A 24,778-nucleotide genomic window follows, 5' to 3' on the forward strand; every position below is an offset into this window, starting at 1 on the left:
AAATCACGGCGCTATAATAGCACATGCCAGCCGGCAGCGTTATCACTTTAGGTTTTTGCCGCGATAGGTATCGGCAAAATGGCGCTATTTACAATAAATCCGCCCCTTCCGGCTGCAGGAACATGCATGAAAAGTGCTTATTATGCATTTGGAAATATGCCCGAACGCAACTTTCCTGACTTAATTCGACATACCTATTCACTGCCGTGCAATAAACATTGGATATAATAAATATCATTAATATTCATCTGTTGAAGAGGTGACTGGCGAAACTGCAGTTTATGTTATACTCGCCAGCAGAAAACGGCGCTAACGCCTGCATGATGCGGCGACGGCCCGGCGCAACTGCGCACCTTTTTCCGGCTATGGCCGCAGAGTTCAGGAGATAAAATGAGCAATATCGATTTCACTACGTCCGCAAACCCAGAAACACTGGCAACTGAAGTAGCCTGCCTGAAAGCCGCTTTAACGCTAATACTGAAATCGATTGGTCAGGCCGATGCGGGCAAAGTCATTATCAACCTGGAGCGCTTTATTGCCCAGATTGAAGATCCGACGCAGGCCGAAGTGTTTAAAAACAGCCTGCAGCAGATCAAACACGCATACCGCCAGTAAGCGGTATAGAGGAAACAGGCCGGTCATGCAGCACCGGCCTGAGCAATTAACCGCGTCCTGGCTTCAGGATAAAACCGCTCTGCATATCACCGCCAATCCGCAGGTAGCGGACGTCTCCGGCACGCAGGGTCATCGGTTGCTGCCCGGCGGTTTCGCGCCAGATGCACAGGTGGCTTTCGATCATATCCTGACCAATGCTGACCACATGATTGCCTACCGGCATGCGGAACTCCGCCTTCTCTTTTGTCGCCAGTGACGCGGCGAATTCGCCGTCAACATAAACACCGGTACGGCAGGAGCCGGCCAGCATGCCGCTGTCACGCACCACAACCACCGTGGCATACGGCGTAGTCGGCAGGTTTTGATAAAGCATCAGCCGGCTTGGCGGCGGGGATTTAGCCTCCTGTGGCGGTACAGCCTGGGTAGCGCAACCGGACAATAACACAGAGGAAATAAGTAACGCAGCGTAACGCTTCATCCTGAACTCCTTACAAAAATAGGCCCCGATAATAACAAGATAATCCCTCCCTGCGCCAAGCATCCCGCCCCCAGGCAAAAAAATAAGATTAATCCCTACAACATCTTGATGTTACCTACAGACTGTCGCTCATACCGCATTCAGCAAGGACTCAGAGCAATATCCCGCCCTGTCGGCCGCACCTCTCGCACGGCATTTTTCCAGCCCAGCTATTCAACCTGGAAATACGCCCCTTATTCAGTTTTATCCGAATAACTTTCAATTACCTCGATATTCAAATAGAATTATCTTAACTCCCTGCCATATTTTCGGCACGCCACGGTCGGAATGAAGCGGTAAAGTATCAGCCGAATAATATAACCTCCGGTTATTTTTCCTAATAGTTTATTTCACCTATAATGCCCGGGTTTTATCAACACGATACCGGCACGGTGATGTCTGTAAACAATGACGACGGCATAGCCGCTGCCGCATCGATACAAGCTTGGTGCCCTCAGCCGGTTCGGTAACCATTTATAGCACGCCGCTTTTATCAGCGTCAGCAACCCTTGAAGAAGAATATTCTTAGTCGAGACCGGGTCCGTGCGTGATTATAAAATAACTAATAGGGATATAATGAAAACATACGGATTATTAATGATCATACCCGCACTTTTCCTCACCGGCTGCGTACAGTGGGAACGCAGCGATGCCAGCAATAAAATCTGGCAGGCCGAACATGCCAAATGCAAGGAACGCGCCTATCAACAATTTCCGCCCGACGTCGTCAGAGACGTTGAGGTCGATTACAACGATCAATACGTTCCCTGCAAGAAAAACAAGAAAACCTGTCCGGACGGACATCGCTATGAAGCACGGCCAACGCTGCGCACATTACACAGCGATAACAACAAAGATGCCCGCAACGCCGCCATAAAATCCTGCATGTACGATAAAGGCTGGTATGAAAAGGTCTACTATTGGCCGCGCGGCTAATCCCGGTCTGAGCCTATTCGTCGTCGCCGTGCGGCATACCGGTTTTCGGCTTGCTTTTGCTGTCATGCGGCTTATCTTTCGCCGCCGATAATGCCTTGCCCATCAGCCATAGCAGCAGCGGCACCAACAACAGGCATAATATCAGTGTAATCAGCGCATTAGTCATTCATCATCCGCCTGTTTCATGGAGTATTATGCCTGAGTGTAGCAGTTTTATACGTCGGATTCGCGCGCCATGCAGCACAGCAACGTTTCGATGCGCGCTGGCGTCAGCGGCGCCCGGGGCGGAGGCAGCGGCCAGTCGAACAGGTAACGCGCCGCCGTCGCGCAGACTTTCCCCTGGCAGGCGCCCATACCGCAGCGGCTGGCCAGTTTGGCGCTGCGCCAGTCCGCCTGCCCGGCCACCTGCCCCAGCATGACATCTTCACAACGGCACAGCACGGTTTGCGCCGTCGCCAGAGACTTTAGCGAGGGATCCAGGCGAAACGTCGTCGTGACCGCGGTGGCAAAACGCTGCCAGTGCTCACGCACCCGCAACGCCCGCATCGGCGCCGGCGCGCCGCTGGCTGCATAGCCGGCTATCGCCCCCTCCGCCAGCGCCAGTTCGCTGCCCCCGACGCCGGTGCATTCCCCCGCTGCATAAATATGTGCCACGCTGCTCTGCTGCTGTGCGTTAACGGCGACCGCCTGTTGTTCGATCCGACATCCCAGCAACAGCGCCAGTTCGATATTCGGCACCAATCCATAGCCGCAGGCCAGCCGATCGCAGGCCAGACGGCGCACACGTCCGTGCTCTTGCACCTCAATACTGTCCAGCCGGGATTCGCCATGGGCGGCCAGCACGCGGCTGTCGCCGCGGTAACGCGCATTAACCAGCCGCACGGACTGCCGCAGCTTGCCCGGCCAGCGCCATAATTCCCCAACAAAACGCGCCGTGCGCCGCAGCGGCGCCTGTTCAGCCAACAGCACCACCCTACCGCCGGACCTGCGCACCGTGTCCGCCACCGCCAGCAGCAGCGGGCCGCTGCCGGCAATCGCCACCCGCTGGCCGCGTACGTCCAGCCCCTGTTTGATTTGCGCCTGCAACCCGCCGGCGCCGGTCACGCCCGGCAGGGTCCAGCCGGGAAACGGCAACAGCAGTTCACGCGCGCCACAGCACAAGATGAGACGCCGATACTCAATCACCCCGCAGTGCTGCGCATCTTCATACAGCAGTCGCCGCGTGCCGCACAAAGCCACCACCTTGCAGCCGTGCAGCCAGCGGATATTCTTTTGCGCCGCCACCGCCTGGCGATAGCGCCGCGCCAGAACCGGCAGTTCAACCGCTGGTCCGGCGCGCCAGATTTGCCCGCCCGGATGTGGATTATCGTCCAGCAGCAGCACCGATTTACCGCTTTGCGCGGCGGCCAACGCGGCGGATAATCCGGCCGGGCCGGCGCCAATCACCACAATTTCTCCGTACAAATCAGCCATTGTCGCTCCTGGTAATATGCATTTCGGGTTGGCACAGCGTCTGACAGGCCAGCCGCCGGACGCCGTTAATACTGACGCGGCACTCCTGACAAATGCCCATGCCGCAAAACGGCGTGCGCGGCTGCCCGGTCACCGAACGGCGGCAATGCGGCTGCGGCGTCATACTCAACGCCGCCGCAACGCTGATGCCCGCCCTGACCCAAAAGCGCTCTCCATCGATCGTGATGGCAATCTTGCTCATGCGGAAACCTCCTCAGCCGCCAGCAGCCGGGCCGGCAGGTAGGGCGTATCGTCAATCGCCGGGCGCTGTCGCAACAGGCGGTCAGCGATAAGCGCCGCGCTGCCGAGCGCGGTGGTTACGCCCAGGCCCTCATGCCCCAGCGCCAACCACAGGCCGTCATGAACCGGATGAGGGCCCAACAGCGGCAGCCCGTCCGCTGACGCAGCGCGCTGGCCGGTCCAGCAGCGGATGATATTCATCTGCGCCAGCGACGGCACAAACTGCGTCGCCCGCTGCAACATCGTCGCCAGCAGCGACATATCCAACACGTCGTCCGGCACATCAAACTGACGCGAAGAACCGATCAGCAACTGGCCGGTGGGGCGCGCCTGCAGATTAAACGCCACGGAGGTTCCGCCGCTGGCGTGCGCACTGGCGCCGTACCCCAGTTCAACCAGTTGATGACGGACCTGCGGCGGATAACGATCGGTAATCGCCAACTGCCCCTTTTTGGCCCGCAGCAGCGGCTCTGCCAGCAGCGCATTGGCCACCAGGCCGCACGCCAGCAGCACCGCATCGGCCGTCAGCCGCGTGCCGTCGGCCAGTAGAACCGTCTGCGGCTCCAGCGCCACGGCGCTGTCGCGATAGCGCACGATCGCCTCTCTCCCCTGCTCTACCAGCCAGCGGGCCACATTCGGCGCGTATACAATGCCGTCGCCGGGAACGTGCAGCCCGCCGGCCAAGCCGTGACGCAACAGCGGCTCACGTCGCCGCAGTTCGCCGGCGCTGAGCAGATAACTCTCCGCCTCTGCGGCGGCCAACCGCTGCTGCTTTTGCTCCGCCAGCGCCAGCTCATCGTCATGTTCCGCCAGCCACAGCGTACCGCAGCCGCGCCAGGCGCAATGCGCCGGCATCTGAGCGGCCAGCTCGCGCCACAGGCGCAGCGAATAGGCACAGAGCGCCAGCTCGGCCGGGTTGTCATCCATGCAGACCAGGTGCCCCATTCCCGCCGCGGTCGCCCCCGGCCGGCCGTCATCCACCAGCGCCACCCGCAATCCCCGCCGCGCCAGTTGCCAGGCGCAGGCGCTGCCGATAATCCCGGCGCCGACCACAATCACGTCGGCGCATTTCATGCGCGGATCCCCCAGACAAAGGGATCGCGCGGGTCGAGCAACAGCCGGCTGTCGGCGCACACATAGGCTTCGCCGCGAATCGACGGCCGGATCCCGTGCGCCAACGGCTGATAACTGGCGCGGAACTCGCTGCCGATAACGCTGGCCTGACGCCAGATCTCCCCCGGCGCCAGCTTGCCGTCGGCCGCCAGGCAGGCCAGCTTGGCGCTGGTGCCGGTGCCGCAGGGCGAACGGTCATAGGCTTTGCCGGGGCACAGCACAAAATTGCGGCTGTCGGCGCGTTCGTCATCGGCAAACAGTTCGATATGATCAATCACGCCGCCGTCTTCACCGCGCACGCCCTCCAGATCCAGCGTCTGCCGCACCGCCCAGCTGAACGCGGTCAGCGCGTCAATATTGTCGCGCTCAACCGCCAGGCCATGCCCGGCAATCAAAAAGAACCAGTTGCCTCCCCAGGCGATATCGCCGCAGACGCTGCCATAGCCGGGCACCTCGATGGTCACCGCGCGGCGGTAGCGGTAGGCCGGCACGTTCTGCACCGTCACGCTGCCGTCCTGATGCAGCCTGGCGCTGACCGTACCCACCGGCGTCTCAATCTGGTGATCGCCGGGGCGGATGCGGCCCAGATAGGCCAGCGACGCCATCAGGCCGATAGTGCCGTGGCCGCACATGCCGAGATAGCCCGTATTATTGAAAAAGATCACGCCGGCGCTGGCCGTCGGCGAGCAGGGCCGGCACAGCAGCGCCCCAACCAGTACGTCGTTGCCGCGCGGCTCAAGAATAATGGCGCTGCGCCAGTGGTCATGGCATTCGGCAAACAGCGCCTTACGTTCCGCCATACTGCCGTCGCCCAGATCGGGAAACCCATCAACGATCAGGCGCGTAGGTTCACCGCCGGTGTGGGAATCAATCGCCCGCAGTACGGTGATGGATGTGGAATCGGTCATCGGAATCTCCAGCGAGTTGATGAAATCTTCACGCCAGCCTGACCGAATCTCCCGCCGCCGGCTTGATGCATTTCGGCGCGATGCATGGCGAAATCAGCACAGTCGCGCCCGGCCGACGAGAGGAAAACCATAACAATCTCTTATTTATCATGCTGTTATTTTTATGCTAAATCAGCCAGAGCGTTCGCTGCGCCGCCACAGGCAGCCTGACGGCGCAAAATTATGCGGTGATCCGCAGTTTTGGCGGTCGGCGCTTGCCAAGTTAAATAAAAGTTAATATTGATCCAAAACCGTTAAATTCAGCGGCCAACAAGAAAGGTACTGCGATGCGTTTAGCCAGCAATCCCCCGCCAGCGCCCGATATGATGGCAGTAGCGGCCGACGATGATTTTGCCGTCGAAAAACTCAGCCAGCTGTGCGACGGTCTGGCGCAGCAGCGCCCCCACAGCCTGCACAGCGTTCTCAATTCCCTGGCGCTGATTGCGCCGCTGTTAAACGCCATTCCCAACGTGGTGTTTTTCCTGAAAGACGCCCAGGCCCGCTATCTGCTGGCCAACCTGACGCTGGCAAAGCGCTGCGGGTTCAAAACGGTGGCGCCGCTGCTGGGAAAAACCTCCGCCGATGTGTTCCCCGCCCAGCTCGGCGCCGGCTATACCGAGCAGGATCTGCGCGTACTGCGCCACGGCGTACACATTCAGGATCAGCTGGAGATGCACCTGTACAGCGGCCGCGAAACCGGCTGGTGCCTGACGCAAAAGCTGGCGCTGTGCGATACCCAGGGCAAAATCATCGGCATGGCGGGCATCTCGCACGACCTGCAGGAGGCCAAGGCCAACCACCCGGCCTATCAGCGGCTGGCGGCGCTGGATGACTATATCCGCCGACATTACGCCAGACAGATTGCGCTGGAGGAACTGACCGCGTTGACCGGGCTGTCGGTGGCGCAGATCGAACGCTACTGCAAGCGTATTTTCCACCTGACGCCACGCCAGATGATCCACAAAGTACGGCTGGAAAAGGCCAGCGCGTTGCTGGCCGGCGATACGCCAATTACCGATATTGCCCTGCAGTGCGGCTATACCGACCACAGCGCCTTCAGCCGTCAGTTCAAAGCCATGACCGGCTCGACGCCGCGGGATTTCCGCACTTCATTACACGCCTGAAGCCATCAATATTAAGCCGTTTATCGGCTTTCCGTTCACCGCGACGGCCGGCGTTGTGCCCGCTTACTGTGCTGATTTCGTCATGCCCGGCGGCGAAAAGCGTCAAGCCGTCGCCGCGGATTCCGGTCACTCTGTTATCGAATTTCACCAATAACTCACCATCAATTAACACATTCGACGACAGGAAAAACAGCATGAGCCAAAAAGCCATTAACTGGAGCGGCGTGTTCCCCGCGGTCAGCACCCAATTCCGCAGCGATTTTTCTCTCGATCTGGAAGCCACCCACCGGGTGGTGAGCAACCTGGTTGACGACGGCGTCTCCGGACTGGTGGTATGCGGCAGCGTCGGCGAAAACACCTCGCTCAGCGCACAGGAAAAACTGGCGGTGATCGAAGTGGCGAAAGACGCCGCCCGAGGCAAAGTGCCGGTGATTGCCGGCATCGCCGAATTCACCACCGCCTTTGCGCAGGATATGGCGCAGCAGGCCGCCAAAGCCGGCGTCGACGGTATTATGGTGATGCCGGCCCTGGTGTATTCGTCCAAACCGCACGAAACCGCCGCGCATTTCCGCAGCGTCGCCGCCGCCACCGATCTGCCGATTATGGTCTACAACAACCCGCCGATTTATAAAAACGACGTCACGCCGGAGATCCTGATCTCGCTGGCGGACTGCGACAACATCGTCTGTTTCAAAGACTCCTCCGGCGATACCAGCCGCTTTATCGATCTGCGCAACACGGTCGGCGACCGCTTTGTGCTGTTCGCCGGGCTGGACGATGTGGTGGTGGAAAGTATCGCCGTCGGCGCCGAAGGCTGGATTTCCGGTATGTCCAACGCCTTCCCGCGCGAGGGGGAAACGCTGTTCCGGCTGGCGAAGCAAAAACGTTTTGACGAGGCGCTGGCGCTGTACCGCTGGTTTATGCCGCTGCTGCACCTCGACGCCCGGCCGGATTTGGTGCAGTGCATCAAGCTGTGTGAAGAGCTGGTCGGCCGCGGCAGCGCGGTCACCCGCCCGCCGCGTCTGGCGCTGGAGGGCGAAACCCGTCAGCAGGTGGTCGCCATCATCGAACAGGCGCTGGCGCAGCGTCCGGCGCTGCCGGACGTCGGTCTGTAAATCCTGACGCGCCCCTTGCCGCATTCAGGGGCGCCGCAACCACAGCGGGGACACTATGCCTATCACCACCCTCAGCGGAAAGCAGTTTATCGGCGGCCGCCGCGTCGCCAGCGGCACGGCCGAACTTGTCAGCCTGCGTGCCGATAACGGTCAGCCCACCGGCTATCGCTTCCATCAGGCCAGTCGGCACGAGGCCGCTTGCGCCGCACTCGCGGCACAATCAGCGTTTATTGCCTACGCGCAGACCAGCAGCCAGCAGCGCGCGTCCTTCCTTGACACCATTGCCGATCAACTTGATGCGCTGGATGATGACTTTTTTACCGTCGTCCAGCAGGAAACCGCTCTGCCGCCGGCGCGCCTGCAGGGTGAACGCGCCCGCACCAGCGGCCAAATGCGGCTGTTCGCCGAACTGCTGCGCCGTGGCGACGTTATCGGCGCGCGGATTGACAGCGCCCAGCCGGAACGCACGCCGCTACCGCGCCCGGATTTACGTCAGTACCGCACCGCCATCGGCCCGGTGGCGGTATTCGGCGCCAGCAATTTCCCGCTGGCGTTCTCCACTGCTGGCGGCGATACCGCTGCCGCGCTGGCCGCCGGTTGTCCGGTGGTGTTTAAAGCGCACGGCGGCCATATGGCCACCGCAGAGCTGATCGCACAGGCGATCGAACGTGCGGTAGCACAGCAACAGATGCCCGCCGGGGTGTTCAATATGATCTTCGGCGATCGTATCGGCGCCGAGCTGGTGCAGCATCCGGCCATTCAGGCGGTCGGCTTTACCGGATCGCTCAAAGGGGGCCGCGCGCTGTTCGATCTGGCACAGCAGCGCCCGCAGCCGATCCCGGTGTTCGCCGAGATGTCGAGCATCAACCCGGTGATCGTGCTGCCGCAGGCGCTGGCGCAGCGCGGACGGCAAATCGCACAGCAGCTGGCGGCGTCGGTTACTCTGGGCTGCGGCCAGTTCTGCACCAAGCCCGGTTTGATCCTCGGCGTGCGCAGTCCGGCACTTGAACAATTTATCACCGCGCTGAGTCAACAGATCGAAGCGGCCGAACCGCAGACCATGCTCAATACCGCCACTTTGCACCATTATCATCAGGGGCTGAACGAACTGGAACAGCATCCAGGCATCGCGCACCTGGCCGGCCGGCGTGACGCCCCTGGCCATCAGGCCTGCGCGCAGCTGTATCAGGCGGAAGGCCGGCTGCTGTTGACGGCGGATGCGCGGCTGCAGGAAGAGGTGTTTGGCCCGGTCGCCATCGTGGCGGCGCTGGACGACGAGCAACAGCTGCAGCAGGCGCTGAACGCGCTGCAAGGGCAACTGACCGCCACTCTGCTGGCCGATGACGCCGACCTGACCGCCGCCGCGCCGCTGCTGGCCTGTTTAACGCATAAAGCCGGGCGGGTGCTGTTTAACGGCTACCCCACCGGGGTGGAAGTTTGCGACGCCATGGTGCACGGCGGGCCTTACCCCGCCACCAGCGACGCCCGCGGCACCTCGGTCGGCACGCTGGCGATCGAGCGTTTTATGCGACCGGTCTGTCTGCAAAATGCGCCGCCGTCGCTGCTGCCTCCTGCCCTGCAGGATGAAAACCCGCTTAATTTGCTGCGTCTGGTAAACGGCGTTTACCGGCGCGATCCGCTGTGAACCGCACCTGCAATGAGATAATAAAAGGGTAGCCACCATGACCACACAGGGTAAATTCAAGAAGCAGCTGACGCTCACCGATCTGACATTTATCGGCCTGGGCGCCATTTTTGGCTCCGGCTGGCTGTTCGCCGCCAGCCACGTCTCATCCATCGCCGGCCCGGCGGGGATCTATTCCTGGCTGATCGGCGGGCTGGCGGTGCTGCTGCTCGGCATTGTCTATTGCGAACTGGGCGCGGCGCTGCCGCGCGCCGGCGGCATCATCCGCTATCCGGTATTTTCTCACGGCGAGCTGATGGGCTACCTGCTCGGCTTTATCACGCTGATCGCCTTCTCCAGCCTGATCTCGATTGAAATCGTCGCCGCCCGCCAGTACGCCGCCGCCTGGTTTCCCTTCCTCAGCCAGCCGGATTCGGGCGATCCCACGCTGCTCGGCTGGCTGGTGCAGTTGCTCTTGCTGTGCCTGTTCTTCGCGCTCAACTATTACAGCGTGAAGACCTTCGCCAAATCCAACAACTTCATCAGTATTCTGAAATTCCTGGTGCCGCTGCTGGTGATAGTGGTGCTGTTTACCTTCTTTAAGCCGGAAAATCTGCACAGTCAGGGCTTCGCCCCTTACGGCGCAGCCGGCGTGGAGGCGGCAATTTCCGCCGGCGGCATTATTTTCGCCTATCTGGGGCTGACGCCGATTATCTCGGTAGCCAGCGAAGTGCAAAAGCCGCAGCGCACTATTCCCATCGCCCTGATCCTCTCCGTACTGCTCTCGACGGTGATCTATGTCCTGCTGCAGCTGGCTTTTCTCGGCAGCATTCCCTCCGAGATGCTGAGCGGCGGCTGGTCTGGCATCAGCAAGCAGTTCTCGCTGCCCTACCGCGATATCGCCATTACGCTCGGCATGGGCTGGCTGGCGTTTCTGGTGGTCAGCGACGCGATTATCTCCCCCAGCGGCACCGGCAACATCTACATGAACGCCACGCCGCGCGTAGTCTACGGCTGGGCGCGCGCCGGCACCTTTTTTAAAGTTTTTACCCGCGTCGACGGCGAATCCGGCATTCCGCGCCCGGCGCTGTGGCTGACCTTCGCGCTGTCGATCTTCTGGACGCTGCCGTTCCCGTCCTGGGAGCGGCTGATCGGCGTAGTATCCGCCGCGCTGGTGCTGAGCTATGCCATCGCGCCGGTTACCGCCGCCGGGCTGCGCCGCAACGCGCCGGATCTGCAGCGGCCGTTTTTCGTGCGCGGCTTCTGCGTGCTCGGTCCGCTGTCGTTTATTATTTCCGCGCTGATCGTCTACTGGTCCGGCTGGAACACCATTTCCTGGCTGCTTGGCCTGCAGATCCTGATGTTTCTTATCTATATCCTGTTCAAAAAGCAGGTGCCGACACACGCCGTCAGTCTGCGCCAGCAGGTTTACTCCTCACTGTGGCTGGTCGCCTTCTATGCGCTGATCATTATCGTCTCCTATCTGGGCAGTTTCGGCGGCATCGGCGCCATCGGCCACCCATGGGACACCCTGACGGTGGCGGTGATTGCATTGGCGATCTACTACTGGGGCGCCTATACCTGTTTACCTCAGGCAAATTTTGTCGGGGATGAAGAAGAGTAAATAAGGAGGGTACACCATGACGGCAAGCGTACGCCTGACGCTGGATCAGGCCTACCACTTAGCGCAGCGCGCACTACGCAGCAACGGGTTCAGCGCCGAACACGCCGACGCGGTGGCGCAGAACGTCACCGCCGGAGAGCGCGACGGCTGCGCCTCTCACGGGCTGTATCGCATTCTCGGCTGCGTACACTCGCTGCAGATGGGGAAAGTTTCCGCCGATGCCGAACCGGAGCTTATCGACAGCGCCCCCGCCATTATGCGGGTCAACGCCCACGGCGCCTTTTCGTTGGTGGCCTACCGCCGGGCGCTGCCGGCGTTTGTTGACAAAGTAAAACACAACGGCATCGCCGCGCTGGCGATCAACCACTGCGTACACTTCTCGGCGCTGTGGGCCGATATCGAACCGCTGACCGACCAAGGACTGGTGGCGCTGGCCTGTACTCCCAGCCACGCCTGGGTGACGCCGGCCGGCGGCAGCCAGCCGCTGTTCGGCACCAACCCTATCGCCTTTGGCTGGCCGCGCCCCGGGCAGCCGCCTTTTGTGTTTGATATGGCGACCAGCGCCGCGGCGCGCGGCGAGATAGAGCTGCACCGGCGCGCCAGCAAACCACTGCCGCCTGGCTGGGGAATCGACAAAGAGGGCCGGCCATCAACCGATGCCGCCAGCGTGCTGGCCGGCGCCATGCTGACCTTTGGCGGGCATAAAGGCTCTGCGCTGGCGGCGATGGTGGAATTATTGGCCGGACCGTTAATCGGCGATATGACCAGTAAAGAGTCACTGGCGTTTGATAATCAGACCGGTTCATCGCCTTACGGCGGCGAGCTGATTATCGCCATGGATCCGCAGCGCTTTTTGGGGGAGCAGCAGGCAACCTACCTGGCCCACGCTGAAACGCTGTTCAACGATATGCGGCAACAGGGCGCACGGCTGCCCGGCGAACGACGTTTTCGCCAGCGCCCGCTGAGCGAGCAGCACGGCATCGAACTGCCGCAGGCGCTGTACGATGAGATTGAGGCGCTGTGCCGTTAAACCGTCCCCCTCTCCCGTCGGGAGAGGGGTTTACGCTTATCTGACCACCATCACCGAGGTTTTGGCATGGCGCACGATCGCCGCAGCGTTGGAGCCGAGCAGATAGGTTTTCACGCTGGGACGCCGTGAGCCGACCACGATCAGGTCAGCGCCGATCTCGTCGGCCAGCTGCAGCACTTCATCACGCGGTGAACCGAAACTGATGGTATAGGACAGACGCTCCAGCGGCAGCTCCATTTCCGAAATGATGTTCTTCAGCTTGTCGATCGCGTTAACTTCCGCCTGATTTTCAAATTCTTTAATGCCGAACGAATAGGCAGTGACAAATGCCGATGCGTCCGGCAACGCATGAAACAGGTGTACCTTGGCGCCCGAAACCTTGGCCAGATACTCCACATGCTTGATTGCGTTGTCCGTCAGTTGCGGCTCTTCAAGATCAACCGGTACTAAAATCATCTGGTACATATGTCATCCCTATTTGGTGGTAGCCCTGTGGCTTCCAGCTTACTGCTGACGACGATGCGGATGAATTGATTTGTCGGTTTTTTGTGATCGGGGGTTAATACTCTTTCACCGCCTGCGCAGCGTTAACAAAAGGCGGGCGAGAAGATCACGCCGGAGGCCGCATACCGCCGCCCCCGGCACAATATTTATGCTTTGGTTTTTTCCAGCTGTTTGACCAGTACATAACGCAGCGAAGACGCATCGGCCGGGACATTATCCAGCTCGCTGACGTTTACCTGCAGTTTATAGCGATAGCCGGGGGTAAACTCGAAACCTTCAATCTGGGTGTAAAACAGCTCCCACTGCGCATCCGGCGACTGACGCACCTGCATGCATTTCATCGGCGCGACGCCCACGCAATCCACCAGACGGCTGTTGACGTATAAGGTTTCGTTTTTGCCGGCGGCCGGCGCTGACGCTTCCGGCGACGTTGACGGCTGGCTGCAGCCGGTCAGACCAGCCAGTAATAAGAGCGCTAATGATTTGTTTTTCATTGTTTGTTTCCTCAGAGATCGAAGCGGCATGATAACAACATAGCTCGTCTGCAAACAAAATATAAAACCAGATTTAACGACATATCCAGCCAATCAGATTGATATGAAGACAAAAGGCAGATTAGCCATCTGGTCGTGCCTGATGCTTGAGTTGCTTAAAATTTCGCCACACCACCACGGGTGCCGTAAATTTTGTGCATGACAAGAAATAGGGATAAAAAGCCGCGCATGCGTTCCCCGAGGCAGTAAATTTGCGCCAGATCACCTTTCTGCATTCACGGTGAAACGCAACGGTCATTTTGCGTGGCATCGCACAAATTTGCGGCCTTCTTGCCAGCCTGATCTTAAAAGAAATTGGCTAAGCTGATGATTTGTAGCGGCCTGCCGTTCCGTAGCCAGCGCCGCCTGACGTAAGCCACATTCCGCTGTCGCCACGTCAAACATCAGCACCTGGCGGTGGAAAGGCGTCGGACATCCATTGCCGGCGATACGTTTTTACGCATTAGTTTTTCTCATGCTAGAAATTTAACCTATTGGTATATCAACAAGATAGCGCCCGCAAAGGCTGTTAATTTGCTATGCCGGAAGGTAACCTTGCGTCCTCTGAAGGTCCGATTTACCTCCTGTGTACAAGAAACAATCAACCTTTCCCCTTGGCGTTAAATGTTGTAAACATGTTGCAAAAGGGTGAATTAGTAACACTACCTTAATTCAAACCGGGCAGCCGGATAAACGTATAAGAAAGAGCCAATTTAGAGCTCATAATTTCACTCATGACAGGTAAGACAGGACATCATCAGATGGTAGACCACTCTAAAATTACCGCCGACGCCGCAGAGGCGTCAGACGATCATCTACGCAGAAACCTGACCAACCGCCATATTCAGCTGATCGCCATCGGTGGCGCTATCGGCACCGGTCTGTTTATGGGCTCGGGCAAGACCATCAGTCTGGCCGGTCCTTCCATCATCTTCGTCTATATGATCATCGGCTTTATGCTGTTCTTCGTGATGCGGGCGATGGGCGAGCTGCTGCTGTCCAACCTGCAGTACAAATCCTTCAGCGATTTCGCCGCCGATCTGCTCGGTCCGTGGGCCGGCTTCTTTACCGGCTGGACCTACTGGTTCTGCTGGGTGGTGACCGGGATTGCCGACGTGGTGGCGATCACCGCCTATGCCCAGTTCTGGTTCCCCGGCCTGTCGCAATGGATCGTCTCGCTGCTGTGCGTACTGGTATTGCTGACGCTCAACCTGGCGACGGTGAAGATGTTCGGTGAGATGGAGTTCTGGTTTGCGATGATCAAAATCGTCGCCATTATCGGCCTGATTATCACCGGGGTAGTGATGATCGCCACCCACTTCCAGTCGCCGAACGGCAGCGTCGCGTCGCTCTCGCACCTGTGGAATGATGGCGGCATGTTCCCGAAAGGCATCAGCGGCTTCTTCGCCGGCTTCCAGATCGCGGTCTTCGCCTTTGTCGGCATCGAACTGGTCGGCACCACCGCCGCCGAAACCAAAGACCCGGAAAAATCGCTGCCGCGCGCCATTAATTCCATTCCGCTGCGCATCATCATGTTCTACGTGTTCTCACTGATCGTCATCATGTCCGTGACGCCGTGGAGTTCCGTGGTGGCTGACAAGAGCCCGTTCGTCGAGCTGTTTATGCTGGTCGGCCTGCCGGCGGCGGCCAGCGTGATTAACTTCGTGGTGCTGACCTCTGCGGCTTCATCCGCCAACAGCGGCGTCTTCTCCACCAGCCGTATGCTGTACGGCCTGGCGCAACAGGGTGACGCGCCGGAATCGTTCGCCAACCTGTCCAAGCGCGCGGTGCCGGCCAACGGCCTGACTTTCTCCTGTATCTGTCTGCTGGGCGGCGTGGTGCTGATTTACCTGATCCCGAACGTGATGACGGTATTTACCCTGGTCACCACCGTCTCCGCCATCCTGTTCATGTTTGTCTGGACGATAATCCTGTGTTCGTACCTGGTGTACCGCAAGCGACGTCCGCAACTGCACCAAAAGTCGATTTACAAAATGCCGGCCGGCAAGCTGATGTGCTGGGTATGCATGGCATTCTTTGCCTTCGTTCTGGTGCTGCTGACCCTGCAGGACGACACGCGCCAGGCGCTGATGGCCACCCCGCTGTGGTTCGTGCTGCTGGGCATCGGCTACCTGATGGCGCGCAACAAAAAAGCAGCCTGACACTGACTGAAAGGGGAGGCTTAGCCTCCCCTGATTCTGTCCTGCTCTAACTCTCCGCCAGCGCCTCGCGCTTTTTCTTCCGTCGAATACGCAATTCGCTGACGATCACCCCCAGCACGATCAACGCCCCGCCCAACAGCGCCGCTCCCGGCAGACGCTCACCGGCAATGCGCCCCACCACGCCGGCCCACACCGGTTCACCGGCGTAAATGACCGTCGCCCGCGTTGGCGAAATACTGCGCTGCGCCCAGTTCATGGTGAGCTGAATCAGGGCGCTGGCGATCCCAAGACCGACGGCGCAGTACAGTAAATAATCGGAATAGGCCGGCACCTTTTCGCCGCTCGGCAGCATCATCATAAAAGAGAGCAGCGATGCGGTCGCCAGCTGAACCACGGTCACCCGTTTGACGTTCACCTTCCCGGCATAGGCGCTGATAAGTATGATTTCCGCCGCCACCGCCACGGTGCTGATCAGCGTAACGGTCTCTCCCAGGCTAAAGCTGACTTCGCTGCCGTTCGGCCCGGCCAGCAGCATCAGGCCGCTGAAGGCCAGCACAATGCCGATCCACGCCATGACGCCCGGAAAACGCTTGAGCACCAGCCACTGCAGCAGCGGCACCATCGGCACATACATCGCGGTGATAAACGCCGACTGGCTGCTGCTGATGGTCTGCAAGCCAATACTCTGCAGGCTGTAGCCCACCGCAATCGTCACCCCGATCAGCATCCCGGCCTTGCATTCATACCAGGTCAGCCCGCGCAGGCTGTTCAATGAAAACAGTATTAACGCCAGTGCGGCTGCGCCAAAACGCAGCCCGACAAAAAAGAACGGGCCGCTAACCGTCATGGCGTAATGAATCGCCAGGAACGTACCGCCCCAGATCATGGTAATAACAATCAGGATCGCTTCCTGCGGCCTGATTTTCAGCAACAGGCCTGAAGTAGAAGATGTTTTGCTCATAGATGTCGACTTGCCCTTGATCAACACAACGTGCAATATAATGCACAGATCCTGCCAGTATGAGACATCACGGAAAAATGAGCAATATAGTGCACAATGGTAAACCCGACGCTCCCCAGGTGCTGCAATACCTCAGCAGCAACGTGCGCGGTTATCGTCAGCAGGCGGGGCTGAGTCAAATGGCGCTGGCGACGCAGTCCGGCGTCAGCCGCCGTATGCTGGCAGGCATTGAATCCGGTGAGCGCAACGTCAGCCTGGCGGTGTTGGATAAGCTGGCGGCGGCGCTCGGGGTCACTTTCAGCGATCTGATTCAGGCGCCGGCGGCGCGCGGCAGCCATCTGGTCGGCGAACTGGCCTGGCAAGGCGAGCAGGCGGCCAGCCAGGCGATTTTTACCGCCAGCGTGCCGGCGCGTCAGCGGGTAGAGCTGTGGCAATGGACGCTGATGCCGCACGAGCAGTATCACTCACAGCCCGATGCCGAAGGCTGGCGCGAGATCGTTTATGTCATTGAGGGGTGCCTGACGCTGCTGCTGGAGCAGCAAACCCTGACGCTACACGCCGGCGATACCCACGTCTTCAACAGCGATCAGCAGTATACTTACGCCAACCACGGCGAAAGCCCTTTACGCTTTATCCGCAACGTAACCTTTTAGTCATCCGCCGACTGGCCCTGCAGCCAGTGCAGCAAGGTTTCCACCGCGCTGCCCGGTGCCACCGGCTGCGGCATTAGCAGGCTGTAGCCGCTGCCGTCGTGGCGAAAACCAAACGGCGCCGCCAGCAGCCCGGCGCTGATATCGTCACGTACCTGCTGCCACGGCCCGATCGCCACGCCCAGCCCGGCGACCGCCGCCTGCAGGCTGAAGTAAAAATGCTCAAAACGCTGCTGTGGCATACCCTCAATCGATATCCCCTGCGCCTGCGCCCAATCTGCCCAGGCGTTGGGACGGGTGGCGGTTTGCAACAGCGCCGCATCGTGGCGCAAACGCGGCTCTACCTGGCTGCCTTCAATAAAATGCGTCAGCATTTCCGGCTTGCACACCGGGCCAATTTTTTCACTAAACAGCGGGATGCTGTGTACATTCGCTCCCCAGTCAAAATCATTGCGCCGAATCGCCAGCGTAATGCCATCCTGAAAAGTCACCGCCCCGCCGCCGGCCACCAGCTGTATATGCATCGCCGGATGGGCGCGCAGAAACTCCGGTATGCGCGGAATCAGCCAGCGCATCAGCAGCGTCGGCTCACAGGAGAGCACAATAGGTGCGTTTTGCGCCTGCTGATACAGTTCTTGCACGCTCTGTTCAAGAATATCGAACGCCTGCTGGGTAGCCTGCCACAGTTTACGTCCGGCCGCCGTCAGATAGACCCGGCGGTGACGCCGCTCGAACAGCGCCAGCCCCAGTTCATTCTCTAGCCCCCTCACCGCCCGGCTGATGGCGCCATGGGTCAGGCTCAGGCTATGCGCCGCCAGAGTGAAGCTTTCCAGCCTGGCCGCCGCCTCAAAGCAACGCAGCCCTCCCAGCGAAATATTTCTGCCGATTTTGCGTGAGGTAGACTCACCGATATCGTCAGTTTTCATCGTTTGTCTCCCTGTCCGCGACGTTCAACAATGCAGCCCTGTCCGATCAATAACTTATACAGGCTCACTATGACTGAACTTATTGCCGTCGTCACCCTGACTTTACTCGCCGTTATCAGCCCCGGCCCGGATTTCGCCATGGTATCGCGCAACAGCCTGACCGGCTCACGCGCCTCCGGACTCTACTGCGCGCTGGGTATCGGTCTTGGCGTACTGGTCCATGTGGGATATACGCTGGTTGGCGTCGGCCTGTTGATTCAGCGTTCGCTGTGGCTATTCACCGTGCTGAAATTTATCGGCGCGGCCTACCTGATTTATCTCGGCCTGCAGATGTATCGTCATGCGGCGACGGCGCCGGCTCCCGCCGCAACGCCTGCGCACAACATCGGTGAATGGCGCGCACTGAAAACCGGGTTTCTGACCAATGTGCTGAACCCCAAAACCACCATTTTCATCGTCAGTCTGTTTATGCAGGTGGTTAACCCGCAAAGCTCACTGACGGTGCAGATCGGTTACGGGCTGTTTATCTCGGTGACGCATATACTGTGGTTTGGCGCCGTGGCGCTGTTCTTTTCCTCCCCGGCCATCAGCACGCGTTTTCTGCGCCTGCGCAGCGGCATCGACCGTCTGTTCGGCGGGCTGTTAATCACGTTCGGCGCGCTGCTGGCGCTGAGTAACCTGAGCCGCTGACGCTACCCGCGCCGGGACAAACGCAGATAACATAATTTTTATGATATTTTTATATCGTCCGCGCTATTCTATATCTACTTCTATCAATGTGTTGACGCACAGTCCTTCGGCAACCCGGGCGCAAGCATGGTTAAAACAAAACAACTGGTTATTGTTGTTCATCTTTGCAGTTTTTTGGTGGTTCTCTACAGCCTTTCCATGATTCCCCCGTTATTAATGGCGTTGCTCTACAAAGAAAAAAGCATCTTCTCTTTTTTCTATACGTTGGTGATCGCCGCATCGGTCGGCGGCCTCGGCTGGTTCAGTAGCCGCCAGTCGAAGGTGCAGTTGCGCACCCAGGACGGCTTTTTGATCATCGTGCTGTTCTGGCTGCTGTTTTCCATTATCAGCGCCCTGCCGCTGTGGCTCGACGATACGATAAACATCAGCCTGGTGGATGCGATGTTCGAGGGGATATCCGGCATCACCACTACCGGCGCGTCGGTGCTGAACGACGTCTCCTCGGTGCCGAAGTCTTTCCTTTACTATCGCGCGCAGCTGAATTTTGTCGGCGGTTTGGGGATTATCGTACTGGCGGTGGCGGTGCTGCCGCTGCTGGGGATCGGCGGTGCCAAACTGTATCAGTCGGAAATGCCCGGCCCGTTTAAAGAGGAGCGTCTGACTCCACGCCTGGCCGATACGGCCAAAAATCTGTGGCTGATTTATCTCGGACTCGGGTTACTGTGCACCCTGGCGTTTCGCCTGGCCGGCATGCCCTGGTTCGATGCCCTGTGTCACGCGCTGTCCACCGTGTCGCTGGGCGGTTTTTCCACCCGTAATGAGAGCCTGGGCTATTTCGACAGCGCGCCGATCGAGCTGGTCGGCGGCATTTTCTCCGTACTGGCGGCCATCAATTTCACCCTGTTCTTCGTCGCCATCAGCCGCCGCAGCCTGAAGCCGCTCCTCCGCAATCCCGAACTGCGCTTTTTCCTGCTGGTTCTGGCCATCATCGTGGCCATTGTGGTGGCCGAACTGTACCGCTCCGGGATGTACGGCATCAAAGACGCGCTGGTGCACGGCTTTTTCCTCACCAGTTCAATGATGACCGATAACGGCCTCGCCACCGCCGACTACGCCAAAACACCGACCAACGCCATCCTGCTGCTGCTCGGCGCCAGTTTCTTCGGCGGCTGCGTGGGCTCAACCTGCGGCGGGATTAAAGCGCTGCGCTTTCTGATTATGTATAAAGTGAGCCGTCACGAGGTCAACCAGCTGGTGCACCCCAACGCCATTTTCACCATCAAGGTTGGCGACGCCTCCGTGCACGATCGCGTACTGCGATCGGTATGGAGCTTTTTCTTTCTGTACGTGCTGTTCAGCTGTCTGTTCGTCTGGGCGCTGAACCTGATGGGCTATGACATGATGACCGCGTTCGCTACCGTCGCCGCCTGCATCAACAATATGGGCCTGGGGTTTGGCGAAACGGCGGCCGGCTTCGGCACGCTCTCCGATCCCGCCAAATGGCTGATGTGCGCCGCCATGCTGCTGGGACGCCTGGAGATTTACCCGATTCTGATTTTATGCTCCCGCACCTTCTGGCGTTTCTAATGGCCACCGCCTGTCGGCATTGTCGACAGGCAACCTTGATTTCAATTTAAAAACAACAAGTTAAAAAACCTCAAAGCCCGTAAATTCAAGTTATGTCAATTTTAGTGTATACTCCTCCAGCACTATTTTTCTGGCGTACTCACGCTATTTTCTCTGGAGTTGTTATTTCCAACTACTCGCTTTATCCCAGATAATTTGGACTTGCATCACGACGGTAAGGGAGCGCATCTCAATGAAGCAATAATTTGGGTGCAACCGTCGGCAACACAGATGCAGTTTCAAGCATAAAGGGGATATCACTCCCTAACGGACTAGAAGGTATTCTATGAGCCAAAACGACACTGAAAACGTGGCACGTCGTAGCCATATCAATCCTCCGGTATTTTTCATTTCCGCCGCACTGATCATCGTCCTGGTGGCGTTTGCCGCGCTCTATCCCGAGCTGGCCGATCGTAAATTCAAAGCACTACAACAAGGAATATTCACCAACGCCAGCTGGTTCTACATCCTGGCGGTCGCGCTGATTCTGCTCAGCGTCACCTATCTGGGCCTGTCGCGTTACGGCAACATCAAGCTGGGGCCGGATCACGCCCAGCCGGACTTCAGCTATGTCTCCTGGTTCGCCATGCTGTTTTCCGCCGGTATGGGTATCGGCCTGATGTTCTTCGGCGTCGCCGAACCGGTGATGCACTACCTTTCTCCGCCGGTCGGCACGCCGGAAACGGTGGAGGCGGCAAAACAGGCCATGCGTTTGACCTTCTTCCACTGGGGCCTGCACGCCTGGGCGATTTACGCCATCGTGGCGCTGATCCTGGCGTTCTTCAGCTACCGTCACGGCCTGCCGCTGACGCTGCGCTCGGCGCTGTACCCGATTATCGGCGACCGCATCTACGGGCCGCTGGGCCATGCGGTGGATATCTTCGCCGTTATCGGTACCGTTTTCGGCGTCGCCACCTCGCTGGGCTACGGCGTGCTGCAGGTCAACGCCGGCCTGAACCATCTGTTCGGCCTGCCGATCAATGAAACGGTGCAGGTGGTGCTGATCGTGGTGATCACCGGGCTGGCGACGCTGTCGGTGGTATCCGGGCTGGACAAGGGCATCCGCATCCTGTCCGAACTGAACCTCAGCCTGGCGATCCTGCTGCTGGTGCTGGTCGGTATCCTCGGCCCGACCGTGCTGCTGCTGAAATCCTTTGTGGAAAATACCGGCGGCTACCTGTCTGAAATCGTCAGCAAAACCTTTAACCTGTACGCTTACGAACCGAAATCCAGCAACTGGCTGGGTGGCTGGACGCTGCTGTACTGGGGCTGGTGGCTCTCCTGGTCGCCGTTTGTCGGTATGTTTATCGCCCGCGTTTCCCGCGGCCGCACCATCCGCGAATTCGTTACCGGCGTGCTGTTTGTTCCGGCCGGCTTCACCCTGCTGTGGATGACCTTCTTCGGCAATAGCGCCATCCATCTGATTATGGCTGAAGGTGCGCGCGATCTGGCGACAACGGTGCAGACCGACGTCTCGCTGGCGCTGTTTAACTTCCTTGAGCACTTCCCGTTCGCCAATATCCTGTCGTTTATCGCCATGGCGATGGTGGTGGTGTTCTTCGTCACCTCGGCGGACTCCGGCGCTATGGTGGTTGATACGCTGGCTTCGGGCGGTTCCGACAAAACGCCAATCTGGCAGCGTATCTTCTGGGCCGCGCTGATGGGCGTAGTGGCGATTGCACTGCTGGTTGCCGGCGGCCTGAGCGCGCTGCAGACGGTCACCATCGCCAGCGCCCTGCCGTTCTCCATCATCCTGCTGATCTCGATTTACGGGCTGCTGAAAGCGCTGCGGGTCGACGCCCATAAGCGCGACAGCCAGACCACCACCACCATCGCACCGACCGCTGCGCGCAACCCGATCTCCTGGCAGCGACGCCTGCGCAATATCGCCTACTTCCCGAAACGCTCGCACGTGAAGCGCTTTGTCAGCGAAGTGGTGCACCCGGCGATGACGCTGGTGGAAGCCGAGCTGGTAAAACAGAGCACCGAATCCTCCATCGACGACTCGCAGGACGACCGTATTCGCTTTGAAGTGGATTTAGGCGACGACCTGAACTTTGTGTATGAAGTGCGTCTGCGCGCCTATATTCAGCCGGCCTTCGCCCTGGCGGGGCTGAACGATGAAGAGCGGGACGAAGAGCACAAGTACTACCGTGCGGAAATCCACCTGAAGGAAGGCGGCCAGGATTATGACGTGATGGGCTGGACGCAAGAACAGATCATCCACGATATTCTCGACCAGTATGAGAAGCACCTGCACTTCCTGCATCTGGTACGGTAAAACGCTACCTCAACCGCCCCTCCCGGGGCGGTTTTTTTTCGCCTCAACGCCTCTCTTTTATGTATCCCCAACAACACATCACCAACATCAATGTGTTGCATTGTTGTATTCATAACGCTGCGATAGGTTAAAAAACACTGTAAATAAATACAGTATTTCTTAACTTATTTGAGGATGCCACCATGCGTTTGAACCAACTTTTCTCCCTGTTCGCCATACTCGTCAGCGCGCAAACCTTCGCCGCTACGCCCGAATCAATCGACAACTGCGCCGTCGGCTGCCCGACCGGCGGCAGCACCAACGTGTCAATCGTGCGCCACGCCTACACGCTGAATAACAACAGCAGCACCAAATTCGCCAACTGGGTGGCCTACCACATCACCAAAGATACGCTGGCCAGCGGCAAAAGCCGCAGCTGGAAAACCGACCCCGCGCTGGAGCCGCAGGACACTCTGGCCCCGGCCGACTACACCGGCGCCAACGCCGCGCTGCAGGTGGATCGCGGCCATCAGGCGCCGCTGGCCTCGCTGGCGAACGTGTCGGACTGGGAATCGCTGAACTATCTCTCCAATATCACACCGCAAAAATCCACGCTCAATCAGGGATCCTGGGCGGCGCTGGAAGAGCAGGAACGCAAACTGATCGCCCGCGCCGACGTCAGTTCGGTGTATACCGTCACCGGCCCGCTGTATGAGCGCGAGATCGGCAAACTGCCGGGCACCGACAAATCACACACCATTCCCAGCGGCTACTGGAAGGTGATTTTTATCAACAACAGCCCGGAGGTGAACCACTACGCCGCCTTTATCTTTGATCAGAATACCCCGCGCGACGCTGACTTCTGCCAGTTCCGCACCACCGTCAGCGAAGTGGAAAAACGCAGCGGCCTGATTTTATGGGCCGGTCTGCCGGATACGGTACAGGAAAAACTGAAGGCCAAGCCGGGCGTCCTGCCCGAACTGATGGGCTGCCAGGCCTAACCCGGCGGAACCACGGCGGGGGCACATGCTCCCGCCAATCAGAAAACTTAAATCTGGTAATCAATCACCGGTTCAAGCTGCGCGGAAAACACCTGATCTTTAATCTCCGTCAGCGTCAGCGTCGGATTGCACAGCTGAATAAAACGCCAGGCGTAGTTGCGCTGCAGCTGGCTGCGCTTAAGCCCCAGCCAGACGGTATTCGGCTCAAACAGGTGTTCGGCATTGAGGCTGACCAGCCCGCGATCGCGCTCTTTCTCGTACGACATATCGGCCAGCACTCCTACCCCCAGTCCCAGCTCCACATAGGTTTTAATTACGTCGGAATCCTGCGCGCTGAGGGCGATGTCCGGCGTCAGCCCCGCCGCCTTAAATGCCGCATCAAGGCGTGAACGCCCGGTAATCCCCTGCCGGTAGGTAATCAGCGGCTGGGTGCTTAACTGCTCCAGCGTCAGCGGCCCTGCCTGCGTCAACGGATGGTTTTCCGGCACCAGAATTGCGTGGTGCCAGCGGTAATACGGAAACGCCGCCAGCGCGTCATCGTTCATCAGACGCTCGCTGGCAATGCCGATATCCGCCTCCCCGGAAGCCAGCATGGCGACAATTTCTTCCGGCGTACCCTGATTCAGCACCACCCGTACGCGCGGATACAGCGTGCGGAACTCCTTAATCACCCGCGGCAGACTGTAGCGCGCCTGAGTATGGGTGGTGGCGATATGCAGCTGCCCGCTGTCGTTGCTGCTGAACACATCCGCCAGCCGGCGAATATTATTGGCGTCGTTCAAAATACGCTCGGCCACCACCAGCAATTCCTTGCCCGGTTCAGTCATCCCCAACAGGCGTTTTCCGCGGCGAATAAATATTTCGATGCCCAACTCTTCTTCCAGCTCGCGAATATGCCGACTGACCCCCGACTGCGAAGTAAATAAGGTATTGGCCACTTCGGTCAGATTGTAATTACGACGGGCCGATTCCCGAATAATTTTTAATTGTTGGAAATTCATCCTGTCCCCCATTGCACACGATTTCCCAATATTGATACGGGGACGGCGGCAGGCTCACAAATAAGAA

Annotated in this window: 24 protein-coding genes; 13 read left to right on the plus strand and 11 right to left on the minus strand. The window is 59.0% G+C overall.

The features are described from left to right. Nucleotides 1-390: 390 nt before the first annotated feature. Nucleotides 391-615: a DUF2594 family protein gene (locus tag HF675_RS14770; RefSeq protein ID WP_105230634.1), complete on the plus strand. Its 225-nt coding sequence runs from the start codon at nucleotides 391-393 to the stop codon at nucleotides 613-615. 46 nt (nucleotides 616-661) lie between these two features. Here the strand turns inward: HF675_RS14770 and HF675_RS14775 are convergent, their stop codons facing one another. Then, on the minus strand, nucleotides 662-1,093 hold the full coding sequence (locus HF675_RS14775) for a hypothetical protein (protein WP_105230633.1): 432 nt from the start codon (nucleotides 1,091-1,093) through the stop codon (nucleotides 662-664). Between the two features lie 636 nt (nucleotides 1,094-1,729). Here HF675_RS14775 and HF675_RS14780 point away from each other — a divergent pair. Then, complete coding sequence (locus HF675_RS14780; RefSeq protein ID WP_370446984.1) at nucleotides 1,730-2,068, plus strand: hypothetical protein; 339 nt, start codon at nucleotides 1,730-1,732, stop codon at nucleotides 2,066-2,068. A gap of 13 nt (nucleotides 2,069-2,081) precedes the next feature. Here the strand turns inward: HF675_RS14780 and HF675_RS14785 are convergent, their stop codons facing one another. Genes HF675_RS14785 through HF675_RS14805 form a run of 5 tightly spaced genes read right to left on the minus strand, consistent with a single transcriptional unit; the run spans nucleotide 2,082 to nucleotide 5,841 of the window. Then, the gene (locus tag HF675_RS14785) at nucleotides 2,082-2,234 is read right to left on the minus strand and encodes a hypothetical protein (protein ID WP_172606292.1); all 153 of its coding nucleotides are present in this window, start codon (nucleotides 2,232-2,234) and stop codon (nucleotides 2,082-2,084) included. A gap of 47 nt (nucleotides 2,235-2,281) precedes the next feature. Then, on the minus strand, nucleotides 2,282-3,541 hold the full coding sequence (locus tag HF675_RS14790) for an FAD/NAD(P)-binding oxidoreductase (protein ID WP_187043301.1): 1,260 nt from the start codon (nucleotides 3,539-3,541) through the stop codon (nucleotides 2,282-2,284). Further along, a complete protein-coding gene (locus HF675_RS14795) occupies nucleotides 3,534-3,782 on the minus strand; it encodes a 2Fe-2S iron-sulfur cluster-binding protein (protein WP_105230630.1) in 249 nt (82 codons plus the stop codon). The genes HF675_RS14790 and HF675_RS14795 overlap by 8 nt, the downstream gene beginning before the upstream one ends. After that, nucleotides 3,779-4,894, minus strand: a complete 1,116-nt coding sequence (locus HF675_RS14800; RefSeq protein ID WP_187043302.1) for an FAD-binding oxidoreductase — start codon at nucleotides 4,892-4,894, stop codon at nucleotides 3,779-3,781. Before HF675_RS14800 ends, HF675_RS14795 begins: the two co-directional genes overlap by 4 nt. After that, on the minus strand, nucleotides 4,891-5,841 hold the full coding sequence (locus HF675_RS14805; RefSeq protein WP_187043303.1) for a 4-hydroxyproline epimerase: 951 nt from the start codon (nucleotides 5,839-5,841) through the stop codon (nucleotides 4,891-4,893). The genes HF675_RS14800 and HF675_RS14805 overlap by 4 nt, the downstream gene beginning before the upstream one ends. 326 nt (nucleotides 5,842-6,167) lie before the next feature. Here HF675_RS14805 and HF675_RS14810 point away from each other — a divergent pair, with 326 nt between their 5' ends. The 5 genes from HF675_RS14810 (at nucleotide 6,168) to HF675_RS14830 (ending at nucleotide 12,397) form a co-directional block, all read left to right on the plus strand. Then, on the plus strand, nucleotides 6,168-7,004 hold the full coding sequence (locus tag HF675_RS14810; protein WP_105230627.1) for an AraC family transcriptional regulator: 837 nt from the start codon (nucleotides 6,168-6,170) through the stop codon (nucleotides 7,002-7,004). Nucleotides 7,005-7,198: 194 nt separating this feature from the next. Next, the gene (locus HF675_RS14815) at nucleotides 7,199-8,119 is read left to right on the plus strand and encodes a dihydrodipicolinate synthase family protein (RefSeq protein ID WP_187043304.1); all 921 of its coding nucleotides are present in this window, start codon (nucleotides 7,199-7,201) and stop codon (nucleotides 8,117-8,119) included. A 55-nt stretch (nucleotides 8,120-8,174) separates the two neighbouring features. Next, on the plus strand, nucleotides 8,175-9,764 hold the full coding sequence (locus HF675_RS14820; protein WP_187043305.1) for an aldehyde dehydrogenase (NADP(+)): 1,590 nt from the start codon (nucleotides 8,175-8,177) through the stop codon (nucleotides 9,762-9,764). 37 nt (nucleotides 9,765-9,801) lie between these two features. Then, nucleotides 9,802-11,367 (plus strand): APC family permease, encoded by a 1,566-nt coding sequence (locus HF675_RS14825; protein WP_105230624.1) that lies wholly within the window; start codon nucleotides 9,802-9,804, stop codon nucleotides 11,365-11,367. Between the two features lie 16 nt (nucleotides 11,368-11,383). Continuing rightward, on the plus strand, nucleotides 11,384-12,397 hold the full coding sequence (locus HF675_RS14830) for an Ldh family oxidoreductase (RefSeq protein ID WP_187043306.1): 1,014 nt from the start codon (nucleotides 11,384-11,386) through the stop codon (nucleotides 12,395-12,397). 36 nt (nucleotides 12,398-12,433) lie between these two features. On the opposite strand, the gene HF675_RS14835 is transcribed toward HF675_RS14830, so the two are convergent. Beyond that, nucleotides 12,434-12,862 (minus strand): universal stress protein, encoded by a 429-nt coding sequence (locus HF675_RS14835; protein WP_105230622.1) that lies wholly within the window; start codon nucleotides 12,860-12,862, stop codon nucleotides 12,434-12,436. 185 nt (nucleotides 12,863-13,047) lie between these two features. After that, nucleotides 13,048-13,395 carry a DUF4377 domain-containing protein gene (locus tag HF675_RS14840; RefSeq protein ID WP_105230621.1) on the minus strand — a complete coding sequence of 116 codons (348 nt, stop codon included), beginning with the start codon at nucleotides 13,393-13,395 and terminating at the stop codon, nucleotides 13,048-13,050. 800 nt (nucleotides 13,396-14,195) lie between these two features. On the opposite strand from HF675_RS14840, the gene cycA reads away from it, so the two are divergent. Continuing rightward, complete coding sequence (gene cycA, locus HF675_RS14845) at nucleotides 14,196-15,596, plus strand: D-serine/D-alanine/glycine transporter (protein ID WP_105230620.1); 1,401 nt, start codon at nucleotides 14,196-14,198, stop codon at nucleotides 15,594-15,596. A 46-nt stretch (nucleotides 15,597-15,642) separates the two neighbouring features. On the opposite strand, the gene HF675_RS14850 is transcribed toward cycA, so the two are convergent. Beyond that, nucleotides 15,643-16,557, minus strand: coding sequence for a DMT family transporter (locus HF675_RS14850; protein WP_187043307.1), 915 nt, complete (start codon nucleotides 16,555-16,557; stop codon nucleotides 15,643-15,645). Nucleotides 16,558-16,634: 77 nt separating this feature from the next. On the opposite strand from HF675_RS14850, the gene HF675_RS14855 reads away from it, so the two are divergent. Then, a complete protein-coding gene (locus HF675_RS14855) occupies nucleotides 16,635-17,210 on the plus strand; it encodes a helix-turn-helix domain-containing protein (RefSeq protein ID WP_105230618.1) in 576 nt (191 codons plus the stop codon). Here HF675_RS14855 and HF675_RS14860 read toward each other — a convergent pair. Then, entirely contained in the window at nucleotides 17,207-18,133 is a 927-nt protein-coding gene (locus tag HF675_RS14860; protein WP_105230617.1) for a LysR family transcriptional regulator, read from the minus strand. The genes HF675_RS14855 and HF675_RS14860 overlap by 4 nt on opposite strands. Before the next feature lie 69 nt (nucleotides 18,134-18,202). Between HF675_RS14860 and HF675_RS14865 the strand changes: the two genes are divergently transcribed. From HF675_RS14865 to HF675_RS14880, 4 genes are all read left to right on the plus strand, one after another. Next, on the plus strand, nucleotides 18,203-18,823 hold the full coding sequence (locus tag HF675_RS14865; protein ID WP_187043308.1) for a LysE family translocator: 621 nt from the start codon (nucleotides 18,203-18,205) through the stop codon (nucleotides 18,821-18,823). A 126-nt stretch (nucleotides 18,824-18,949) separates the two neighbouring features. Continuing rightward, the gene (locus HF675_RS14870) at nucleotides 18,950-20,410 is read left to right on the plus strand and encodes a TrkH family potassium uptake protein (protein ID WP_105230615.1); all 1,461 of its coding nucleotides are present in this window, start codon (nucleotides 18,950-18,952) and stop codon (nucleotides 20,408-20,410) included. A gap of 325 nt (nucleotides 20,411-20,735) precedes the next feature. Next, complete coding sequence (locus HF675_RS14875; RefSeq protein ID WP_105230614.1) at nucleotides 20,736-22,730, plus strand: choline BCCT transporter BetT; 1,995 nt, start codon at nucleotides 20,736-20,738, stop codon at nucleotides 22,728-22,730. 182 nt (nucleotides 22,731-22,912) lie between these two features. Then, nucleotides 22,913-23,710 carry a DNA/RNA non-specific endonuclease gene (locus tag HF675_RS14880; RefSeq protein ID WP_187043309.1) on the plus strand — a complete coding sequence of 266 codons (798 nt, stop codon included), beginning with the start codon at nucleotides 22,913-22,915 and terminating at the stop codon, nucleotides 23,708-23,710. Nucleotides 23,711-23,757: 47 nt separating this feature from the next. Here HF675_RS14880 and cbl read toward each other — a convergent pair whose 3' ends face one another. Next, a complete protein-coding gene (gene cbl, locus HF675_RS14885; RefSeq protein ID WP_105230612.1) occupies nucleotides 23,758-24,711 on the minus strand; it encodes an HTH-type transcriptional regulator Cbl in 954 nt (317 codons plus the stop codon). Nucleotides 24,712-24,778 lie beyond the last annotated feature (67 nt).

Source organism: Serratia sp. JUb9, assembly GCF_014298095.1.
GTDB classification, from domain to species: domain Bacteria; phylum Pseudomonadota; class Gammaproteobacteria; order Enterobacterales; family Enterobacteriaceae; genus Serratia_B; species Serratia_B rhizosphaerae.

Bases quoted from the DNA above. Each gene is read 5' to 3' on its own strand.
- HF675_RS14770 (WP_105230634.1), top strand. From the start codon at position 391: ATGAGCAATATCGATTTCACTACGTCCGCAAACCCAGAAACACTGGCA.
- HF675_RS14775 (WP_105230633.1), bottom strand. From the start codon at position 1,093: ATGAAGCGTTACGCTGCGTTACTTATTTCCTCTGTGTTATTGTCCGGT.
- HF675_RS14780 (WP_370446984.1), top strand. From the start codon at position 1,730: ATGATCATACCCGCACTTTTCCTCACCGGCTGCGTACAGTGGGAACGC.
- HF675_RS14785 (WP_172606292.1), bottom strand. From the start codon at position 2,234: ATGACTAATGCGCTGATTACACTGATATTATGCCTGTTGTTGGTGCCG.
- HF675_RS14790 (WP_187043301.1), bottom strand. From the start codon at position 3,541: ATGGCTGATTTGTACGGAGAAATTGTGGTGATTGGCGCCGGCCCGGCC.
- HF675_RS14795 (WP_105230630.1), bottom strand. From the start codon at position 3,782: ATGAGCAAGATTGCCATCACGATCGATGGAGAGCGCTTTTGGGTCAGG.
- HF675_RS14800 (WP_187043302.1), bottom strand. From the start codon at position 4,894: ATGAAATGCGCCGACGTGATTGTGGTCGGCGCCGGGATTATCGGCAGC.
- HF675_RS14805 (WP_187043303.1), bottom strand. From the start codon at position 5,841: ATGACCGATTCCACATCCATCACCGTACTGCGGGCGATTGATTCCCAC.
- HF675_RS14810 (WP_105230627.1), top strand. From the start codon at position 6,168: ATGCGTTTAGCCAGCAATCCCCCGCCAGCGCCCGATATGATGGCAGTA.
- HF675_RS14815 (WP_187043304.1), top strand. From the start codon at position 7,199: ATGAGCCAAAAAGCCATTAACTGGAGCGGCGTGTTCCCCGCGGTCAGC.
- HF675_RS14820 (WP_187043305.1), top strand. From the start codon at position 8,175: ATGCCTATCACCACCCTCAGCGGAAAGCAGTTTATCGGCGGCCGCCGC.
- HF675_RS14825 (WP_105230624.1), top strand. From the start codon at position 9,802: ATGACCACACAGGGTAAATTCAAGAAGCAGCTGACGCTCACCGATCTG.
- HF675_RS14830 (WP_187043306.1), top strand. From the start codon at position 11,384: ATGACGGCAAGCGTACGCCTGACGCTGGATCAGGCCTACCACTTAGCG.
- HF675_RS14835 (WP_105230622.1), bottom strand. From the start codon at position 12,862: ATGTACCAGATGATTTTAGTACCGGTTGATCTTGAAGAGCCGCAACTG.
- HF675_RS14840 (WP_105230621.1), bottom strand. From the start codon at position 13,395: ATGAAAAACAAATCATTAGCGCTCTTATTACTGGCTGGTCTGACCGGC.
- cycA (WP_105230620.1), top strand. From the start codon at position 14,196: ATGGTAGACCACTCTAAAATTACCGCCGACGCCGCAGAGGCGTCAGAC.
- HF675_RS14850 (WP_187043307.1), bottom strand. From the start codon at position 16,557: ATGAGCAAAACATCTTCTACTTCAGGCCTGTTGCTGAAAATCAGGCCG.
- HF675_RS14855 (WP_105230618.1), top strand. From the start codon at position 16,635: ATGAGCAATATAGTGCACAATGGTAAACCCGACGCTCCCCAGGTGCTG.
- HF675_RS14860 (WP_105230617.1), bottom strand. From the start codon at position 18,133: ATGAAAACTGACGATATCGGTGAGTCTACCTCACGCAAAATCGGCAGA.
- HF675_RS14865 (WP_187043308.1), top strand. From the start codon at position 18,203: ATGACTGAACTTATTGCCGTCGTCACCCTGACTTTACTCGCCGTTATC.
- HF675_RS14870 (WP_105230615.1), top strand. From the start codon at position 18,950: ATGGTTAAAACAAAACAACTGGTTATTGTTGTTCATCTTTGCAGTTTT.
- HF675_RS14875 (WP_105230614.1), top strand. From the start codon at position 20,736: ATGAGCCAAAACGACACTGAAAACGTGGCACGTCGTAGCCATATCAAT.
- HF675_RS14880 (WP_187043309.1), top strand. From the start codon at position 22,913: ATGCGTTTGAACCAACTTTTCTCCCTGTTCGCCATACTCGTCAGCGCG.
- cbl (WP_105230612.1), bottom strand. From the start codon at position 24,711: ATGAATTTCCAACAATTAAAAATTATTCGGGAATCGGCCCGTCGTAAT.